Source organism: Lunatimonas sp., assembly GCF_020832325.1.
In the GTDB taxonomy this organism is placed as follows: Bacteria; Bacteroidota; Bacteroidia; order Cytophagales; family Cyclobacteriaceae; genus Lunatimonas.
In genome coordinates, this window is sequence record NZ_JAFIEU010000032.1 from 1 (window position 1) to 18820 (window position 18820).

Annotated in this window: 12 protein-coding genes; all 12 read right to left on the reverse strand. The window is 43.3% G+C overall.

The window, feature by feature from the left end:
* Positions 1-1706: 1706 nt before the first annotated feature.
* Positions 1707-2477, reverse strand: coding sequence for a CRISPR-associated endonuclease Cas6 (locus JJU34_RS12020; RefSeq protein WP_228692619.1), 771 nt, complete (start codon positions 2475-2477; stop codon positions 1707-1709).
* Entirely contained in the window at positions 2474-3589 is a 1116-nt protein-coding gene (gene cmr6 / locus JJU34_RS12025) for a type III-B CRISPR module RAMP protein Cmr6 (protein ID WP_228692620.1), read from the reverse strand. Before cmr6 ends, JJU34_RS12020 begins: the two co-directional genes overlap by 4 nt.
* 1 nt (position 3590) lies before the next feature.
* Positions 3591-3992 (reverse strand): hypothetical protein, encoded by a 402-nt coding sequence (locus JJU34_RS12030; protein ID WP_228692621.1) that lies wholly within the window; start codon positions 3990-3992, stop codon positions 3591-3593.
* Positions 3989-4771, reverse strand: a complete 783-nt coding sequence (gene cmr4 / locus JJU34_RS12035) for a type III-B CRISPR module RAMP protein Cmr4 (RefSeq protein WP_228692622.1) — start codon at positions 4769-4771, stop codon at positions 3989-3991. The genes JJU34_RS12030 and cmr4 overlap by 4 nt, the downstream gene beginning before the upstream one ends.
* A gap of 122 nt (positions 4772-4893) precedes the next feature.
* Positions 4894-5982 (reverse strand): type III-B CRISPR module-associated Cmr3 family protein, encoded by a 1089-nt coding sequence (locus JJU34_RS12040; protein WP_228692623.1) that lies wholly within the window; start codon positions 5980-5982, stop codon positions 4894-4896.
* Positions 5975-7654, reverse strand: coding sequence for a type III-B CRISPR-associated protein Cas10/Cmr2 (locus tag JJU34_RS12045; protein ID WP_228692624.1), 1680 nt, complete (start codon positions 7652-7654; stop codon positions 5975-5977). Before JJU34_RS12045 ends, JJU34_RS12040 begins: the two co-directional genes overlap by 8 nt.
* Positions 7651-8862 carry a hypothetical protein gene (locus JJU34_RS12050; RefSeq protein ID WP_228692625.1) on the reverse strand — a complete coding sequence of 404 codons (1212 nt, stop codon included), beginning with the start codon at positions 8860-8862 and terminating at the stop codon, positions 7651-7653. Before JJU34_RS12050 ends, JJU34_RS12045 begins: the two co-directional genes overlap by 4 nt.
* 12 nt (positions 8863-8874) lie before the next feature.
* On the reverse strand, positions 8875-10560 hold the full coding sequence (locus tag JJU34_RS12055) for a CorA family divalent cation transporter (protein WP_228692626.1): 1686 nt from the start codon (positions 10558-10560) through the stop codon (positions 8875-8877).
* Positions 10561-10680: 120 nt separating this feature from the next.
* Entirely contained in the window at positions 10681-11457 is a 777-nt protein-coding gene (locus JJU34_RS12060; RefSeq protein WP_228692627.1) for a hypothetical protein, read from the reverse strand.
* Positions 11458-11701: 244 nt separating this feature from the next.
* On the reverse strand, positions 11702-13711 hold the full coding sequence (locus tag JJU34_RS12065; RefSeq protein ID WP_228692628.1) for a hypothetical protein: 2010 nt from the start codon (positions 13709-13711) through the stop codon (positions 11702-11704).
* A gap of 277 nt (positions 13712-13988) precedes the next feature.
* Positions 13989-15590 (reverse strand): SusD/RagB family nutrient-binding outer membrane lipoprotein, encoded by a 1602-nt coding sequence (locus tag JJU34_RS12070; protein ID WP_228692629.1) that lies wholly within the window; start codon positions 15588-15590, stop codon positions 13989-13991.
* 2 nt (positions 15591-15592) lie between these two features.
* The gene (locus tag JJU34_RS12075; RefSeq protein ID WP_228692630.1) at positions 15593-18649 is read right to left on the reverse strand and encodes a SusC/RagA family TonB-linked outer membrane protein; all 3057 of its coding nucleotides are present in this window, start codon (positions 18647-18649) and stop codon (positions 15593-15595) included.
* Positions 18650-18820 lie beyond the last annotated feature (171 nt).

Genomic DNA, 18820 nt, shown 5'->3' on the forward strand with positions numbered 1-18820 from the left:
TACATCAAGTCTTACGTCTTGAGTCTTATATCTTGTGTCTTTCTATAAGTCTACCCTTTTTAAGATGCTCACTTCAACGCTTTATATAAACCAAATAAATATGAAAAAACCGTTTCAGTCTACCCTTTTTAAGATGCTCACTTCAACCCTTGATTTTTGAAACATGTTGAAAAACAAATTATTAAACCATCTTTTCCAATATGCAATATGGCTATATTCGGAATCGGGGTCTTTTTTCAATGTTTTTTTGAATGGTCTACTATCAAGGGGATTTCTAAAGGTAAATATAGAGAACTGAGTCGTACCAAACAAACCTACCACCATAAAGTATGGGCCGTTCCCGTCATTTCAGCCAAATCAAAGGGCAGGGTTCCTTTAAAAGAATTAACATCTTCGAAGCCTTTGGAAAAGCGCGCTTTCGTATTCACTAGTACATCAAGTCTTACGTCTTGAGTCCTATATCTTGTGTATTTCTAATCAGTCTACCCTTTTAAAGATGCTCACTTCAACCCTTGGTTTTTGCAACATGCTGAAAAACATACTTTTAAACCATCTTTTCCAATATGCAATAGGACTATATTCAGAATCGGGCTCTCTTTTCAGTGCTTTTTGCATTGATCCGGATGGGGCTTCCTTATAGGAATACACCTATCCCATACTGTATAAAAATATGGTTTGTATTATACTATCATCCGTTTATCAAATACACCACAAACATCACAAAAAGTAAAATAGCAAGAAAAATTGCCCAAAAATGGGCTGATTCTGATTCTAGGCCAGCATCCTTCGACATGAGCAATATTAGCGAATGAATTAGATAACAAACTATCAGAAAGAACAATAGGCCAAAATATTGAATACTGGAAACTAATTCTTTATTCGAATAAAGTATTTCTGTAACATTAAAAATCGTAAGCCATCCAACAAGTAATACGAAGAATAATGAATAGACGTTTATCAAGAAAACACTTTTGAGACGGTTCAATTGAAGAAGTGTTGAAGAATGAAAAAAACCAGTGGCAAGCTGAAAAAACAAAATTAAGCCAAATTTAAGCGCAAAATTCCGTTCAGTGATTTCTGCGAAATAGGTTAATTCAATGTTATTAAAAATAGAGGGTATAGCTAAATATACATTTAAAATTGTAAGAATGGACGCTGTTAAATGTATCAGCCCTAATAAAACTCTGCCCATATTCGAATATAGCAAATTCTATTGATAGTCAAAAAACCAAAAATATTCGTCAATCGCCGCTTACGACGCATTAAATTAATACTTTTTTCCGAAAACTTATTCTTGATAAAATCAGACTCCCAATCGATTTTAAACCAACTACTTTAAAAGTGTCGCAACCAACCCATTGGTAATTACCCCGGCAACAATCCATTTTACCAAATCATATTTGGGCTGAGAAATTGCCTGGGTTTCTTCCCCTGCCTTTTGAAAAGTGTACATGACACATAAGATTTTGTCCTAAGTCTTGAGTCCACCTACAGTTTGAGACTTGAACCAGTCTACCCTTTTTAAGATACTCACTTCAACTTATGATACTAGGTGTTGTAATGAACACGTCCGGTTTCAGTCTACCCTTTTTAAGATACTCACTTCAACCATCCGCGCTTTCATGGACGATACGTCCATGTTACCGTTTCAGTCTACCCTTTTTAAGATGCTCACTTCAACCTGAACCCCATTCCCATGACGTAGGCTATTCGGGATCGTCCGTTTGTTTGGAAGTAATCGGCTGCAATTTGCCAAAGCCTATACTTACCCCCTGCCCTATACTCAATTCCGGCGGCAGGTTGAGGTTGGCAATCAGGGTAACATCTAGCGCAAGGCGTTTAATTCCATAACTGTCCTTGAAGCCCATCCAGTCAATCGTGCTCAGGTGAATCTGCAGCTTTTCCCGATCGGGAGCCACCTCCAATGCATCCAATGTTTGCCAGAGATGCCCCCAAATAAGCCGTTCAAGAATGACGACCCGATCGCTTAGCTTGGGGGTTCGCTTCCAATGGGCAAATTGGGAGGCATTGAAGGGAAGCCACTTGTTTAGGCGGTATTGGGTCATTTTGCTTTCAATAGTTGGCCGCCAAATACCATGCGTATGTGCTGCCATAATCAATTGAACCTCTTCGCCACCCAAACTAAGCGAATCCCCAGCCAGCGACATCCAAAGCTGCAATGCCTGGGCTCCAGGGCCTATCCCGAATATGGCTGCTTTTCGGTGGCGGATTTTATATTGGATAAGGGGATAACGAAAGTGAGTATCGGCCAAAGGGGGCTGATCCGATGATGTAGCCTCATCGGAAATCAAGACCTCTTGATGATTGTGAAAAAGATCGGACGCCACTCCGGCCGCTTCAAAAACAGCCTTGAGACCTGCCACACTCTCAATTACCGCTCCTCGAAATTTTCTCAGTTGGCTTGGATGTAGCGGTATGTCAAACTGGATATAGGTATAGGGAATTCTATCGCTCATGACTCAGAAAGGGTTAGTGTACAAATGATGTTTTCGAAGGCTATATAGTCCTTCTGGATTTTTACAGTAACAGGCTTCCCCACCAATTCCGCTGAAAACTGCTGAATTTTTTTATCTCCCACTTTAAGGCTTTTACGGTATACCAGCGCACTTTTTTTTCCGCTATCATTGGAAAACCGGACCTTTAAATACCCGATATGTACCCCAACAATTTCACCGGGATAAGCCTTATCCTTTTCGATGAACCCTGCTCCATTCCCATGCAGCTCATCCAAATACTGGACGGGATTCAGCTGTCCATAGCCTACATTGGTCTTGGCACCAATTCCCCGAGCCATTAGCAATTGCTTAAAAAGTTCCAGCTTCACCTCCTTTGTCACCTCTGGTATCACCATGCTGTCGAATAGCCTAAAATTAAATAGAAGTATAATTCCCGGCATTACTTTCAGGAACATAAGCGGCACGGGATCTTTAAACCAATCCGGATGCGGAGTAACGTAATCGGTGCCAAGAAAGGGATAAGACCTTCTATTAGCCGGAGAGAGCAAAGCTCCGTAAAAACAATCCCTGCGATAACTCGAAAGAAAATTTCCATCAGGCTTGGAATAGTCCACCCCCTCGAATATCTCCATTTCAAGCCGTCTAAGTTGGTCTCCTTCAATGTTTACAGATTTACCTTGCTTTTCGAGTATCTCATTGATCAGGGTGCTTATCCATTCGATTTTCGCGGCTTCTAGCTCACCTTCTTTGTTACCCGGAAAATTGGACCGCAGCATGCCCTTGACAGAAGATCCTGGGACTTCTGGAAGCCCGGTGGTATAGTCAAAATAAAACCCAATTTTAGATTCACCTTCCGCTCCGGATTCGTGTTGGTATCCACTTCCGATCAATAGGCCTGGATAGGTTAGGGAAAGCTCAAAAGAATGTGCGGCGAAGAACACATCCTCCCGCAAGTGTTTTAACGGTTGACTAACGATGCTTTCAGAGAGGGTTTGATAATTTTCCTTTTCAGCATGTTCTAGATTTTTTACCTTATCCAACGCTGCATACATACCCCGGTAAAAGCACCAGCCGGAATTGGCATCTGGCGAAAATTTCTCTATCCGAGTCATATTATTTAAGGGGGAAGGTTCGAATAACAAGCTTAATCGCCACTGCGGCATCCAATATCTGCCTACGAAGCATTTGTTGGTCATTGCTCTCCCGATAGTAATCAAAGAGGTTTTTTGCATCCGAATTTAGCGTTCCCCGGTACTCTTTGACTACCTGAAAAATAGCTTTCATCATGGGCTCACGGTCCACTTCTCTGCCGGATTTGAGCTTTTCATTGCCTTTGCTATTTTTACTTCGAAGATTATAAAGTAAAGCCAAGGGCATGCCGGCTTGAATCACGGATGCTCCAAAAGAAGCTATATACCCATTGTATTGCTTGCTGATGGAATCATCCGGATTTTTCATCCATTTCCTCACCGCTTTAAAAGCCATGGGAATCATTTTTTCTACACGGTTATTCATGGCCTATTGGGGATAAAAAATTTACAAAGACCGTAGCCAATCGACGCATTGGCTCCGATTTGAACCATATCTTCGAGCCCTTTTTCGAATGTATCCCGCATTTCGGGGGATTGGATGATAAATGTGGCAAAACGTGAGTCGTAGGGTACAACTTCTTCATACCATAGGTTTTCACTTTTACCGTTTTCCAGGTGGTTTCGTGCGATTACCGGCAGCTCCAGAGATTGGAAATCATCGGGATGCAGCAGTGCTAAATTTTCCCCAAACGCTGCATTTACCCACGGCAATAGCGTTATATTTTGAATTTGCGAATCATCCTTTATAACCCAGTCAAGTTCTTCAATGATGGCCCCTCGGTATTCATCACTAAAAACAATGGGGTGTCCTTTTTCAGGGGACTGAAAAGATAAGCTCAGAAGATCATTCGGTACAGGCAAACCAAAGTTAGTCAGTTTTTGGATTAGGGATTTAACAACACTTGTGGACGTTGCGTTAAAGTAGGGTGATTTGCTACTACGAAGTGGCCTTGAAAGAAGGTCAGCGGAAAGAAACTGCCATTTTCCGGCATTCTTTTCGTCTCCAAATATAGGTAAGACTTCGGTGTTATTATTTTGAAAGAATTCCCGTAAGGCTCCTTTGATACTGGATGAATGAATGGTAGGAAGCTGGGTGTTAACATCCCGCTGCACCAGGTTGTCCACCACCCCAAAGCTCGTCTCACCACTGCCTACGTGCAGATTGGTGATGCACTTGATGACATAAAAAGCTGTGTCCTTCATAAATTTAGTTTTTTATTTTTTTGGTCAAAATTGTCTGCTCCTGACTCATATTTGAGAGATCTTGCCACTATAATAATTCGTTGTTGTTTCTTTTGTGTCATGGTCTATTCCTACTAATTCTATTAAATTTCTCTGAAACAGTGATTGAACCCTACACAGGTCAAATGTCTAAGATCGTTTTCGTTTTCCTTTTTCTTTTCCTCTGACCCCTCTCCTGATTGAGTGCTGCCTACAGTGATTTGGTCGGCAATCCTTTCAGCATCTTCGGCACTATTGGCAAACAAGACCGAACCCTTCTTGAGTAGGTGATATTTATTACTTTCTTTTTTAGACTCGAATTTTCCGGAAGGAAAAATACCAGCCCGGAAAACATTGGTATCCGTAAGTGCAAAGTCGCAGTAGGAAAATAAGGATGGGTACACAAAAGCATCGCTGAGAAGACATACCTTATTTCCAGCGTCTCCGGAAAAAAAACTAGGTAAGTCGTCTACCTTCGACTCAATACGCACCCGGAATTGCCGCTGTTCCCCTCCAAAAAACACGATGGTATCCGACAAATTCACCGGATATTCCTCTTCCTTGAAGACATAGACATTTTTCACCCGGGCATAGAAAACAAACGCACCGTCATCCCGAAACCTGTAAAACTGTTGTTTGAAAAACCCTTTAGTTTTAGAACCCTTTTGTATGCCTACCTGTGTGGCTTGTTGGAAAACCGTACCAAATGGGATAGCCATCTGATTTTCATCAACCAACAAATCCGGATACTGCATTTTCGGGTCAAAATCTGGCATAAAAGGAACCTTTGGAATTGATTGATTTGCCCAGAGGCAATTGCCGGTTTTCTCCCAGCTTAATTCCATTTGGGAAAGTGGGTGGGCAATTCGGAGCGAAACTCCCCCATAGGAGACTAATAAGGGCGATATTTCTTCTATCGCCCCAAAGTTTGTCACCTTTGACTCGGGATGAAAAGATTTTTCACCAATGAGTGCTTTTGCTTTTTCGGAATGATTTGAAAGGGGAAGGCATTCATTTTCCTGTAGTAACAGAAAGCGAAGCAAACCCAAAAGGCCGCTTTGCTGGGGATAGGGATTGCTGTAGGCAAGGTAGTTTCTTCCCTTTTCATCGGAAAGCTCCCCAAAAGTTCTCTCCCCTCCAAAATAATAATCCTCCAACGGAGTAAGCGTAATTTTGCAGTTATACTCAATCATTATCGTCGCGATTTAAAAATTTGACCAATCGGATGGCACCATACAGATTTTCCTTGCGGTCCCCTTCCTGATAATCCTGAAACACTCCTTGTATAAGCGCTCGAAAGCCTTCGATAAATACCTGAATCTCTTGTTTCTGGTGAAAGGATTCATTGAAATTTTTATTAAGAAGATGTTCCAATGACGTATCATCCATTCCAACCTCTTCGAGCAAAGGCCAATCACGTCCGAGATGGTAAATAACTGAATTTAGAAAACTATTTTCTTCAATATTAAGCCTAACCAGCTTTTTGAAGACAGAATAACTATCTATTCCCTGGCTCTCCGCATCTAATCTCGCCTCTTTCCGAAATATCGCCGAAAACGTTTGCCCACTGTGCTTTTGTATTTGAATGGCCACCGCATTTTTCATCCCGTTTCGAAATTCAAAATGTTTTGCTTTTCCAAATAGTTGACCTCGTGTAATCTCCAAATTCTCATACATGGGGAATTTGTGATATCCCACCGAAACCCCATAAGAAAGGGTAGGGAATTCTGTCAATGGTAAGCCGGAGAGCTCCTTGCTAAATAACTCATCCAGGCTATCGATCAAGGAAAATAGATCTTTTTTGCCATACCTCAACGGAGCAAAAAAGAGAATATCATCCCCACCTACAAACGCAGGCACTCCACCGTATTCCCGAACTTTATCGGCAGCTTGCAGTGAAAAACTAAGCAACGCCTTCGAAAACACACCGTACATCTGATCATCCAACGCTTTGATGCAGTTGCCAATGCCATCCCCGTCTGCCTGCACAATGGCAATATACTTGTGGTAGGTTTTGAATTCTCTTGGAAAAGAACGCTCCAAATAAATTAAGGGGTCGGATATTTCTTCGCTAGAATCCGGTAAAGACACAGAAGCATCATCCGATTCTATTAATGTACGAAATGCATTTGATGGTTCCTCTTCAAGTTGTTCAATCAAATCCCTCGAAGAAATTTCCACAAGACTTTCAAATCGGTTCTTGGCAAAGCGATCGTTTCCGAGGGCATCTTTTACCAGAAAGGAATTCACATTCCGGTGCATCAGGCTAACACTGCCTAGTAAGATCTCCAACCAGTCCATCTTCTCTTCGGGGAAAATCTGGGTGTGCAGCTCCAAAACATCCAATTTGGCAAACAGGGAAGCTACTATTTCTTTCTTTTGAAGCTTTTTTGCCTCGGGGGATTCGTCTACATTAATTGATACGGCATATACTTGGAAATAATCCAAAAAAAATTCCTTCATGTCCTTACAGGCTTTTTTAGGGCTTTCCTTAAACAATTTTGGATTCTGATCTAACAAAAACCTATAAGATGACTTAAACAAGCTTGTTTTTACTTGATTGATCAGTTTGACAACTTTCTCCCAGTCAAATTCTCTATTTTCTGATGGAATGGAAAACACACAACGGTCTGCAAAAATCCCCGCTCCGTTAGGACTTTTTAAAATATCATGCTCCTGTCCTCTCCAAGTTACCAAATCTACATAGGGGACTAAAAAATCTGCTTTTTTCTCTTTAAAAGCTATGATCAATGATTTCATCAAGTAGGAAAAGAGGTAACTTGCCGCCCAGAGTTCTCTCGTTTTTCGGGCTTTGCCCAGCGTCTTGATCAGCGGGCCTAGGGTGATGGCGTAGTATATAGTCATGGATTAAAAATTTTCGCTGTTCCAACTGTGAGATTAAAATCATAAGCGGTGAAGCTACTACCCAGATGCTTGTGGAATTCTAATATCAGATCATTTATCTTTATAACTTCAACTGGAGTGGCTAATTTCGCTGAAGCTTCGTCACTGGAAAAACGAAACAACTGGTTTTTCATTAACTCGGGAATGGAATCTGCTATAATATAGACCCTCCATTTGCCCTGATAAAACACTGGTTTAAAGGTGATGGGGGACTTAAATCTTGCGATTTTAAGTTCCGGATTAGCTGCCAAGTGCTCAATTTTAATATTCAATTCCTTGTTAGGGTAAACCTCTCCTCGTCTCTTATTTTTAAATTTCGGAAAAAAAACATATCCCATTGATAAACCAAGAAAGGCTCTTGAAAATTTAGGGCTAGTTCCATCGGCTGGCAATCCTATAAATTTCTCCTTCAACCAACGCTTCTCCCAAGTATACGTCGATTTTAGTTTTACTTGCTGATATTTATACAGGAATGACTTTTTAAACTCTCTGGGAAAATTAACCCCAGATTTTAGCCGCTGATGGTAGTAACTGATAAATTTCATTACCTGAACAAAATCCTCTCTTCTAGCCACCCTTTTGTCTCCATCTACTTTTCTAGGTTTACCTTCATGCTTGACAAATTTTGGATCGACAAGCTCTAAAATTTCAAAATAAGGGTAACTGAAATTTTCACACTCCATTTCTAGAAAGGAAAAAGAGCCATATCCTTTGGACTGTCGTGTCCCAAAGTTTGTCATAAATAAAAATTCCGCGAAATACGTTTCGATTTCTTCCAGAAGCCCGGCATAAAAACTAAAAATAACCACCTCCAAAGGAGCCTTTGCATGATTTAGATGTTTAATTTCCTTTTTATTTCCCGTACTCCCAGGTTTAAATTCCTTTTTACTTCCAGTATCCCCAAAATACATGGGTGCATTGGTTCTAGAAGTTACATTGTTTTCGCATGATTTTGTCAACAAAACCCTTACTTTGTAGTTTAATGCCTCTTCTTGTTCAGGAATAAGCCATTTATTATAATCCTCTTTATTTTGAATTTTCTTTTTTAAGAACTCATCCAGCTTCGGCTTCAGTTCTGAGGCCCGAAGTGTGGCACCCATTTGATCACCCTGAAAGTGGATCATGGGGGTGTGTTGAATTAGTTGGAAGCGGCGTTCAAATTTGGACATAGTAGGTTAGTGTTAAATAAAAGACCATATCAGATAAATTCCAAGTGCCATAAATGTGAAGTAGAAAACTACTCGAATGGCAGTATGGTACCGACGATGTTTGGACTTATATTTAAATTTTGTCAGCACATCCATTACCAACACCATCAATACACTTATAAAAATAACCACGCCGATCCTAGACCAAAACGGCCCCGAAAAAGCCCCACCACGTAGAAAATCATCCTCCAACACATGCCATTCCATCAATGATGCCACAAATCCTAGTGGCAGGAAAACAGCACCAATAATGGAAATCGTAGCTAGCAGACTATTTCCCTTTTCATTTTTCTCAAACGCAGAATAGTTGTGCAACTCTTCAATTTGCTTATCCAAAGCCATAACATCCTCCCTAATCCGCATTTGTCGATGCATCATGTCATACAGCTCAATTCCCTGCTCTTGGGGAGTGACTTCGTTAAAATAGATCTTGTTGATGAAAACGAGGTATTTTTTATACAAAGTGGCAATTTTCTCAAGCGTTAAATCCCCCTGACTGCTGTCTAACAATAAATGAGACACATGAGTAACTTCATCCGCATAATTGATCACAGTAGCGCGTTGCACTAAACACAGCTCTGCCATTTTATAGTACATGGTTTGGAGGTGCCGGACTAAATACAAGGGCACCCTATCTTCTGTAAACATTACAAAACTATAGCGGCTTACGCCAAAAAGCGTCCCCAACTCAAGCCATCTCTTATAGGTAGCCTGTTGAACCAACGAATTCTTCATTTCCAAATTCCAACAGGTAATAAATCCAGCATTATCGACAAACACATATTTATACCACCAATCATGTGCTTTATTAGACCATGCATTTAAACCTATATTGAAATAATCTCTTAACCTTTTAAAAACCTTGGAATTCGCATACCAACAGACCAAATGCATACGACTATCCAATATAGGGTCAACACTTACTTCGAATGCAAGTCTATTCGCCCTCTGATTCGTTTTTGCAGATTTCCTTCCTACTCCTAAAAACCCCACCGGAAACAGCGCATTGATGAAGGCTGGTATTTGAAAGACTCCTCTTTCGATATTTTTCGCGTCGGTGTAGGACTGAAAATCCTCATAAAAGCCCGATGTCCGAAAGCCATCGTATGTCCCTAAAGAAATAAAATGGGGTAACTCATTGGACTTGGTGTCATCTAATCCGTCTTGAAAACTAGTCTTATCTTGGATGCCTGTGATTACTGAAGTATTTGACAGCCCAAAATGAGGAGGATAGAGCCTTCTCCCTAATTGATTTATGCGAAGGATCTCATCGGGGTCAGCGTATTTAAAATTTCGCAAATGAAAAGATAATACAGCTACACCTGTGCTGTAGATATTAAGGAGGATACTATCTAAAGTAAGGAAAAATGTTTCAACGTTCTTAGGGACTTTTTTATTCGGCAATTCGTCTGTCTTGTTTTTATTTTCCTCCCATTCCGTAACGTTTCCGATTACATAATACCAATCAGCAATTTTAGACTTGTCGAATTCAAAATGATTGATGAGTTCTTTATTTCCCTCACAGGATTCATCCCGCAACTCAGCGGATAAATCGTAAAGAATCTCACGAACATGCCCAAAAAAATAATTGAACTCATTGTATTGCTCTCCTCCTTGGATGCTGAATTCTTTTCGTTTCCAATCAGTGGCATCAAGCAAACCCCTAATTTCCTCGATTCTGCACCGCTTTAGCAGACTTTCATCCTGCCGATATTTGGTGAGTTCCCATTTAAATGGGAAAATAAAAACATGGTGACTATACAGCTTTTGTTCCATGGATTATGTCAAATGAGAGGTGAGGGAAACGATTTTATTTTTTACTTTTAGAATATCATCCTTTGGCAGCGCGCTTTTTGATATGCCAAAATAGCCTGCATCACCTCCTCCTTCGTAGGCCTTGCCATTGGTAATAAATTCCCTGAAATGACCTGCGACTAGATTTTTTCCAATACCATAAAAATTCAGCGAACTATCACTGTATATAAGTAACTTGGATGTTTTTCCGAACAATTTATCTGGAATAGGGCTAAATCTGGACAAACAGGTATAGATGACCCATAATTCATGTCTTACTTCAGCATTCGAAATGTCGATGTCCGCCTGCTTTTCCTCCTCTTCCGTCACTCCCTGCACTTTCCTATCCGCCCTCCGTATTTCATCAATCTCATCCTGGGAAGCCCCCATCTCCTTCATCGCAGGAATATATCCCTTATCGTTGGCCGCAACCAGCAACTGCCGTCGATCTAATTCCAACCCCAACAGAGAAGCAACCTGCTCTATTGCAGACGGTAAATGCTGCAGTTCATTATGATGATCGATCAGTCCGCAGCCTTCAATCGACTCTCCCCGCAATTCAATACCGAAAACCTGCTTGTCTTCTTCAAGAGCCTGATGGATCTGGGAAAGATAGGGTTCCTGACGATAGGCTTCCCAAATGGCGTTGTCCCAACCGAGCTTCGCATCCAAAAAGGGCACGTTATGCGCTGCTAGCAGTTTCTGGATTTCTACCATTTCCAGATCGTACCCGCCTAAAAGAAAGAGAAAATTTTTTAACATTTCCGCCACATAAAAAAAACAAATGTTATAAACCGTAATTGACAGTGTAAAATATGCACTTTGAATCAAAAACCAAACTTTATTTCAAATAATTTTAAAATAAAGTTTGGTCGGGAATTCCCTAGTAACGACAAACCAAACTTGGAAAATCAACCAAAATACGCATTCACTTTCCCTATTGTCTTCGACTAAAGTACGCGAATCCCAAAAACACGAACCCGAAAGTCAGCTAGTTTTATTCCTGCTATTCCTCCAAAAAACTATAAAACACAAACTGCTTTTGATCCGGCATCAGGTAGTACATCCCTGCCAACACATCGTCCACGTAGATGGAGGGACTTTGGTCATCCAAGCGAAGCCGAAAAAGCTCCTCCCCTGTCTCGATGTCCACCTTTTTTATCCCATTGCCACCATCGTCAAACTTGGTGGAAACCATGACGTAGTCTCTCGACAACTGCATCAGCGACCGGCGTTCCGCAACCCGCGAAAAAGCCTGCGTAAACAGATCCGTAGTAACGGCCACCGACGCAGATCCACCGTATAGGGCATCAGCTAGTACTACTTCGCGGTAGTCCGAAGCACTCATCGCCCCAACTTCGTACATCGCTTGCGTTACCTTCTGGGTTTCCTCACGGAATACATAACCCGCAGCTAAACTCCCCAACCGCAAGTAGATGGCCCTTGCCTTATCCGACATGCAGGGCTTTGCAAAATGGTGCTGATAGCGTATCGTGCGGTCAAAATTCACAAACATCATGTTCTGATTCGCTCCGATAAAATACCCATCTTCCCGTACTTCCAGTCGATTAGGTGTCTTGTCCGCGGGATCTCCTTTGAAATTGGTTCGCAATAACCGAACACACCTCCCTTTTTCAACATCCAGCTCGTACAGGTCATTGTCCTGAATCAATGCCAAACGGCCCCGATCCAACGCGTTTGCAATAAATAAAGGTAGATCTGGGTTCAATTTCCTATCTCCCTGGGACAGCCTCGACAGTCCGCGATCCAAATCTACCAAGTCTATCGCCTGGTCGGTAACCACCACCACACCATCCGGAGTATATTCCATAAACCGCAATCCATTGCCCTTTAGGGGATAAGCCTTTTTCCAGCTCGTTCCTCCTTTGGCATCCGTCACAGCAATCGCAAGCTCACCAGAATCATTCGCCTTGAGTGTTACTAGGTAATTGCCGTCATCTTGCTGCGTAGACACCTTGGTGATGCTGTAACCTTTGAATGCTTTGACGTATTGAATCAGCGGCGTGAGTGTTTCGATATCCATCAGATTAAATGCACCGCGACCCGATATCATCATATGCTGTCCTACTGGAAGCATATACTGCAGGTTGGTAAGAATGTCCACCGGACTTAGAAAATTTTCGGATGCCTGGAAATCGTCCTTTGATGGGGCGTATTCATGTAATAATTCACCGGAGGCCAGATCGTACTTCTTAAACGCACCGCTTTTTACGGTAAAAAACCACTCTTTGTCTGAATGAAACCGATAGAACGGAACTTCACTCTTGGGTAATTTCCACAAATACTCTCCCGATTGACGTTGTAAACGATACAGGGTATCCGCGTACTCGGCAAACAAATGACCGTGAGGGTCGGCTTTAACCGTCAATTTATCGTTTACCGTAAACCCAGCAAATTGTACCGGCTTTTCCTTTACCCAGCTTACATTTCCAGTTTTAACGTCGGCCAAGCCGAACATCCTGGTTTTACCATTTACCCCTTCGAAAACAAAAGAACTTACTTCTCTCAGGTAATACTTTCGGGTAATGTAGTCTATAGCCACATCTTTGGTATCAAACAACACTTGACCCGATAATGGATCAAAAACACAGGCTCTAGCAATTTGTTCTCCCTCATTGAATGTGCGGGAAGCATTTTCCTTAAATTCCTTGAAGGCCCCTTTCAATCCCTTTTTCTCACCATCCTCTTTTTCCTTTTTGATTTTTGGCAAACCAACAATTTCAAAAAAGGGTGTATCCGGAACGGGTCTAAAATTCGCCATGGGCCAACCTCCAAACTCCTCCAACGTCCAAATAATCTGTCTACTTTCCGGATCCAATCCATGGATCCCTTCAGAGGTGGATACCAGCATCACCCCGGTAGCAGTTGGGTAGTACCATTGGATATTTTTCTCAAAATCAACTTTCCAGGAGGGCTCCTGTGCCTTCAATTGGGGTAAAAACGATGACGCAGCTAGCAGTATACTGCAAACGAGAAATTGAACGTAGCGATCCATAGCGGTGTGGGATTTTTTATTTACCTGAAAATAAACTGCTTGTGTAACTCAAAAAGCATTTTATTCGCTATCAATGTCGTTTTATTCGTGAACACCCCCCAAATCGGGGTGAACCTAATCCATGAAGAGGACTTGCTGTCATACCGTTGGTACACAGACCTATCCCTTCGAGAGCAGCAGATTCCCTACACATCCTCTGCGCACCAAAAAAAATAAGGCCCCGGATTGCTCCGAGGCCTCTTTCTATTCCTCAAGGGAAGGGCATGGCGACCTAAGATCAGTTACCGCCGTCCCACCAAATTCTCGTCAACCAGCTATCGCCTCCCATTCGTGCGATCGCGTTTCGCAGACCTTCTTCGTTCACACCAGCCTCACTTACCGGGAAGGGCTGTCTTCTCGGAATTTGGCCGGAAGCGAAGTTGCCTGGGAAGTTTACAGGAGTCAACTCGGGATATCCAGACCGTTTCCAGTTGTTCCAGGCCTCCACAAAATTCGCAAACATGCTGGTGGTTGCCCAGATCTGTTCGTTGATCATTTTCAGCGACGCCTCTGTAGTGCTTACATCTAGGGGATTGGCGGTTGCATAATTTGCCGCAGCCGTTGCAGATAGGGTAGGACCACCGAAGTGGTTCATAGATATCATTGCGGCTTCAACTCCGTTTCGGTAGAATTCGGCCGCAGAACCTGATATCAGACCCCTAGCTGCTGCATCTGCCAACAACAATTGAACCTCCGCATACGTCAAAATAAACACCGGAGCCTCTCTGTCCCGGTAGATACCTGTGGGCCTGGAGTAGGCACCGATCACAGCCACGTCGCCTCCCGAACCAGTGGCACCGGGAAAGTCGGGGTGATTGGATATGTCAAATTGACCACCTGCCATATCAAATCCATTGGGCAGTCCAATTTGTACCGCAGGATCGTTGTTTCCCACTACGACACCGTTTCGATTAGCCGACAGACCTGCCGGTGGCACCTCCGCCACAATACTCAAGCGGGGATCGTTGGTAGCCTGAAGGAAATCGATCATCACCTTGGACCAACGTACTTCATAGATATCATCGGGCACATTCAATGCATTTGCACTGGAATTGGCATACCCATTGGCTTCATCAGAAGGGACCAACGCGTCGTCTTCCGATGACGTAAACACACCACCGGCAACCGCCCGTTGCGCCCAAGTCTGGGCCAACGTAGGGTCCACGTTGACGAGACGAAGAGCCATTTTAAGCATCAGCGAGTTGCCAAACCTTCTCCACTTTTCAATGTCACCTCCAAAGATGATGTCATTTTGGATCGGATCTCCAGCAGCATTTAACACATTCACAGCAGCCTCCAGCTCGCTCAGCATCCCGATATACGCGTCAGATTGACTGTCGTAGCTGGGCTGCATGATTCCCTCCTCTGCGCGCAACGCCTCCGAAAAAGGGATATCCCCGTAGATATCCGCAAGGAAGGACAGCGTATTCACCTTAAAGATACTGCCCACTGCATTCAGGTTGGTTAACTCCCGTGTTTGGGCCAATCGCTGCATTTGATTGATTCTGGAGGCCGTTTCAAATCCCGTAATCCAGGCGTTTTGGATGTAGGAATTGGTGCTTCCGGAAATCACATACTTGTCCCCATTGGAGTAGTAATTGGCACCCCCTGTAGACGTGGAAGCCAATGCCTGAATCCACATACTCTGAAACAAAATCGCCCCAGTATATCCCGTGGTCATGTTACCATACCCAAACGAAGCGGTAGGAAGCAATAGATTAGGATCAAAAACGTCGGCACCGGGTCTGTTTGGATCGGTATTCACCTCTTGAAACCGGTCATCACACGAAGTGGAAATCAGCATGCCGCTGACTAATAAAAAACCTATGTATTTTTTCATGATTAGTTCAATTTGAAATTTAGATTGAATCCAACTGATTGCACCGGTGGCAGTGCAGTACCTTCAATGCCCAAGAAGTTAATATTGGAACCGAAAGTAGCCTCAGGATCTATGTTCTCTGCTTTTCTCCAAAGGATGGCAAGGTTTCTTGCCACGACCGATGCGGTCAGTCCCTTAAACACCGGAACAGAATTGAACCAAGTTTCTGGGAAAGTATAACCGAACGTCAATTGGCGTAACTTGATAAAATCGCCATCTACCACACTTGTTTTGGTGACATTTTGCGCAAGCGCCTGATAATAATTCTCTGCAGGTGCAGTCACGCCATTGGTCGTAACACCACCTTCACGTCCTACTAGCGTGTTCTGGTGAAGTCCTCTGAAAGTGGAATAAAACTCGGTAGCCGATAACACTTTGTTACCAAAATTGTAGTCAATCAAGAAGGAAAACGAAAGCCTTTTGTAGGTAAACTCGTTGTTCAATCCGCCAAAGTGCGTAGGCAGAACCGAACCCCAGTTCTTTAGCTCTCCTCTCATGGGCAAGCCAGCTTCGTCCACCATGATGTTGCCATTTGCATCGTATTGATAATCAAACGCACGGATTTGAGGACCTGGCAGACCCGGCACATAGGCTGTAACCGCGTTTCCTAAGGTAGCCCTGTTTTGTCCCAAATTGATGGGGGTGTTTGCCGCGTTGGTGCTCAACACTTCGTTTCTCACGTTGGTAAAGTTCAAGGAGGTTCTCCAAGTGAACACCTGATTTTGTATCGGTGTACCTGATACCAAGACTTCTAAGCCCCTATTGTTGACCGAACCTGTCGCCACTACGGCCGAGTTGAAACCGGAGGCTATGCTATAGCTTGCGTTCATGATCTCGTCTCGGGTAGTTTTGGAGAAGTAGGCAACGTCAAAGGTCAACCGGTTGTTGAACAAGTTCAGGTCAAGACCAATCTCTATTTCGTCTGTCGTGAAGGGCTTCAGGAAGAGGTTTGGTAGATTGAGCGGTGAATTTCCTGCCGCAACACCGTTGATAGAATTCGCTGAACTATAATAAAACTGCGTCTGATAGGCTGCGAAAGGCTCCCCACTGGTCACCGCATAGGAAGTTCTGAATTTACCAAAATCCAAGGCTGGAATATTGAGGAATTTGTCGAACAAAAACGCTCCGGTCACCGATGGAGAGAAGATACTGTTGTTATCCACAGGCAAAGTGCTGTAGACGTCGTATCGCCCAGTGGTTGTTAAAGTCAAGAAGTCTTTGTATTCGAACGCCATGGAATAAAATCCGGAAAGTACTTCCCTCTCGTTGAAACCATAGGAACGGTTGAACACCTCCACGTTGAAGGGAGAGTACAAACCTGGAATTACAAATCGCTGACCTCCCACGCCTACAGATTCGAATCGGTTGTTACGGAAAGTACCCCCAACCAATGCATCGAGTCCTAGGTCATCTGTCAAGTCCAGGTCGGCTCCAAAAAGTGCATCTACGTTCAGTTCGGAGCGTGTAGAAAGTCCCCTTGAATTCAAGTTACCTTTCAAGTCCGGCGCATAAGCCAGCCCGGTTGGCTCCACGGAAAAGACATCGTCGTTTGACACGTCGCTACCTACCCGAAACATCGTGTAGATTTTCGGAGTAAAATTATAGGTGGCAGCCAGTGCGGAAATGTTTCTTTTCCTTCCTAGGTCATTTATCCCTTTGTTTGCAATAAAATAGGGGTTAGTCACGAAAATATCATCGCTAAACACAATTTCATTTCCCTGCGCATCGTATCCTGGAGCAAAAATGCTTGGTGCGATATTCGGAGCTAGAAATAGAAAGTTGTTGGGGTTTCTAGGACCGTCGCTTAGATTCGGAGCGTTGGTTGTCCTTTGGTCAATATAGTTGATCATCGCAGAAATGTTAAACTTCTCTGTGATGTTCTGATCTACGTTTAAGTTGATGCTCAACCGGTCGTTTCCGCTGTTTGGCACGATAGAGTTGGACGCTACATTGGAAACAGACATGCGGAAGGACCCATCACCGACACCCTTAGAGACTGCAACAGTGTTGGTTACGTTTGTTCCAACATTGTAAAAATCCAAGTAATTTTCATTGGATGGCTGATATGGGTATTGGTTACCGTCATAACCGATCACTGTGCCACCCATGCGCTCACCCCACGCAAATCGTCCCGTAGTGCGTGCGTCGGCCACCGTCTGTGGACGCTGTCCATTTCTTCCCTGACCAAACTCATTCTGGAAATTCGTAAAGTCCATCGGGCGGTCGGTCATTACGTTTAAGTTGTAGGTAAGCGACCAGTCATCGCCTTTTTTAGCTCCCTTGGTGGTGATCAAAATCACCCCGTTAGACGCCCTTGCTCCATACAAAGCAGACGCTGCCTGACCCTTCAATACCGTCATCGACTCGATGTCGTCAGGGCTGAGGTTACCGATACCGTCACCGTTATCCGAACCTCCCCATTCTCCAGCTGCTCCTCGCTGCGTGTTATCCATCGGGATTCCATTGATCACAAACAAGGGGGACCCTGTACCAGAGATACTGGGCAGACCCCGCAACACGATGTTTGAAGAACCTTGGGGACCGCCGTTGGTGCCCTTTACCACCAATCCGGCTACCTGCCCGATGAGTGAGTTGGCCACGTTCGGTTCCCTGGCCTTGTCCATTACGTCGCTACTAACCGTTGTAATGGCATAACCAAGTTTCCGCTTTTCTTTGGTCAAACCCAGAGCGGTTACTACCACCTCTCCTAGTTCACTTGCTTCCTCTACAAGCGATACATCCAACTGGGTGCGGTTGCCCACTGTAAATTCCTGATTGGCAAAACCGATGTAGGAAAAAACCAACACGGTGCTTTCCTCTACGTTGATGGAATATTTCCCGTCCATGTCCGTAGTTGTTCCGGTTTGTTTACCCTTCTCAAATACCATCACACCCGGTATGGGCATTCTGTCCGACTGGCTTACCACCGTCCCCGTGAGGGTTCGGGTTTGTGAGTAGGCTTCGATGCTGACAAACAGCAGCAGCAACAGCCCAAAATAGGTAGTCAACTTTGTTTTCATAATTAATGGTTTAGTTTATTATTAAATCAGACTCGAGTGAATCAATAGTGGATAATCACCCGTACAATTAAGCAGTGGAATCCTAGTGCGCCACTGAAAATCAACTACTTAAATTTCTTTTTTTATCAATGACCATATTTTGTATATTATTGTTTATTTTTTGTTAAATAA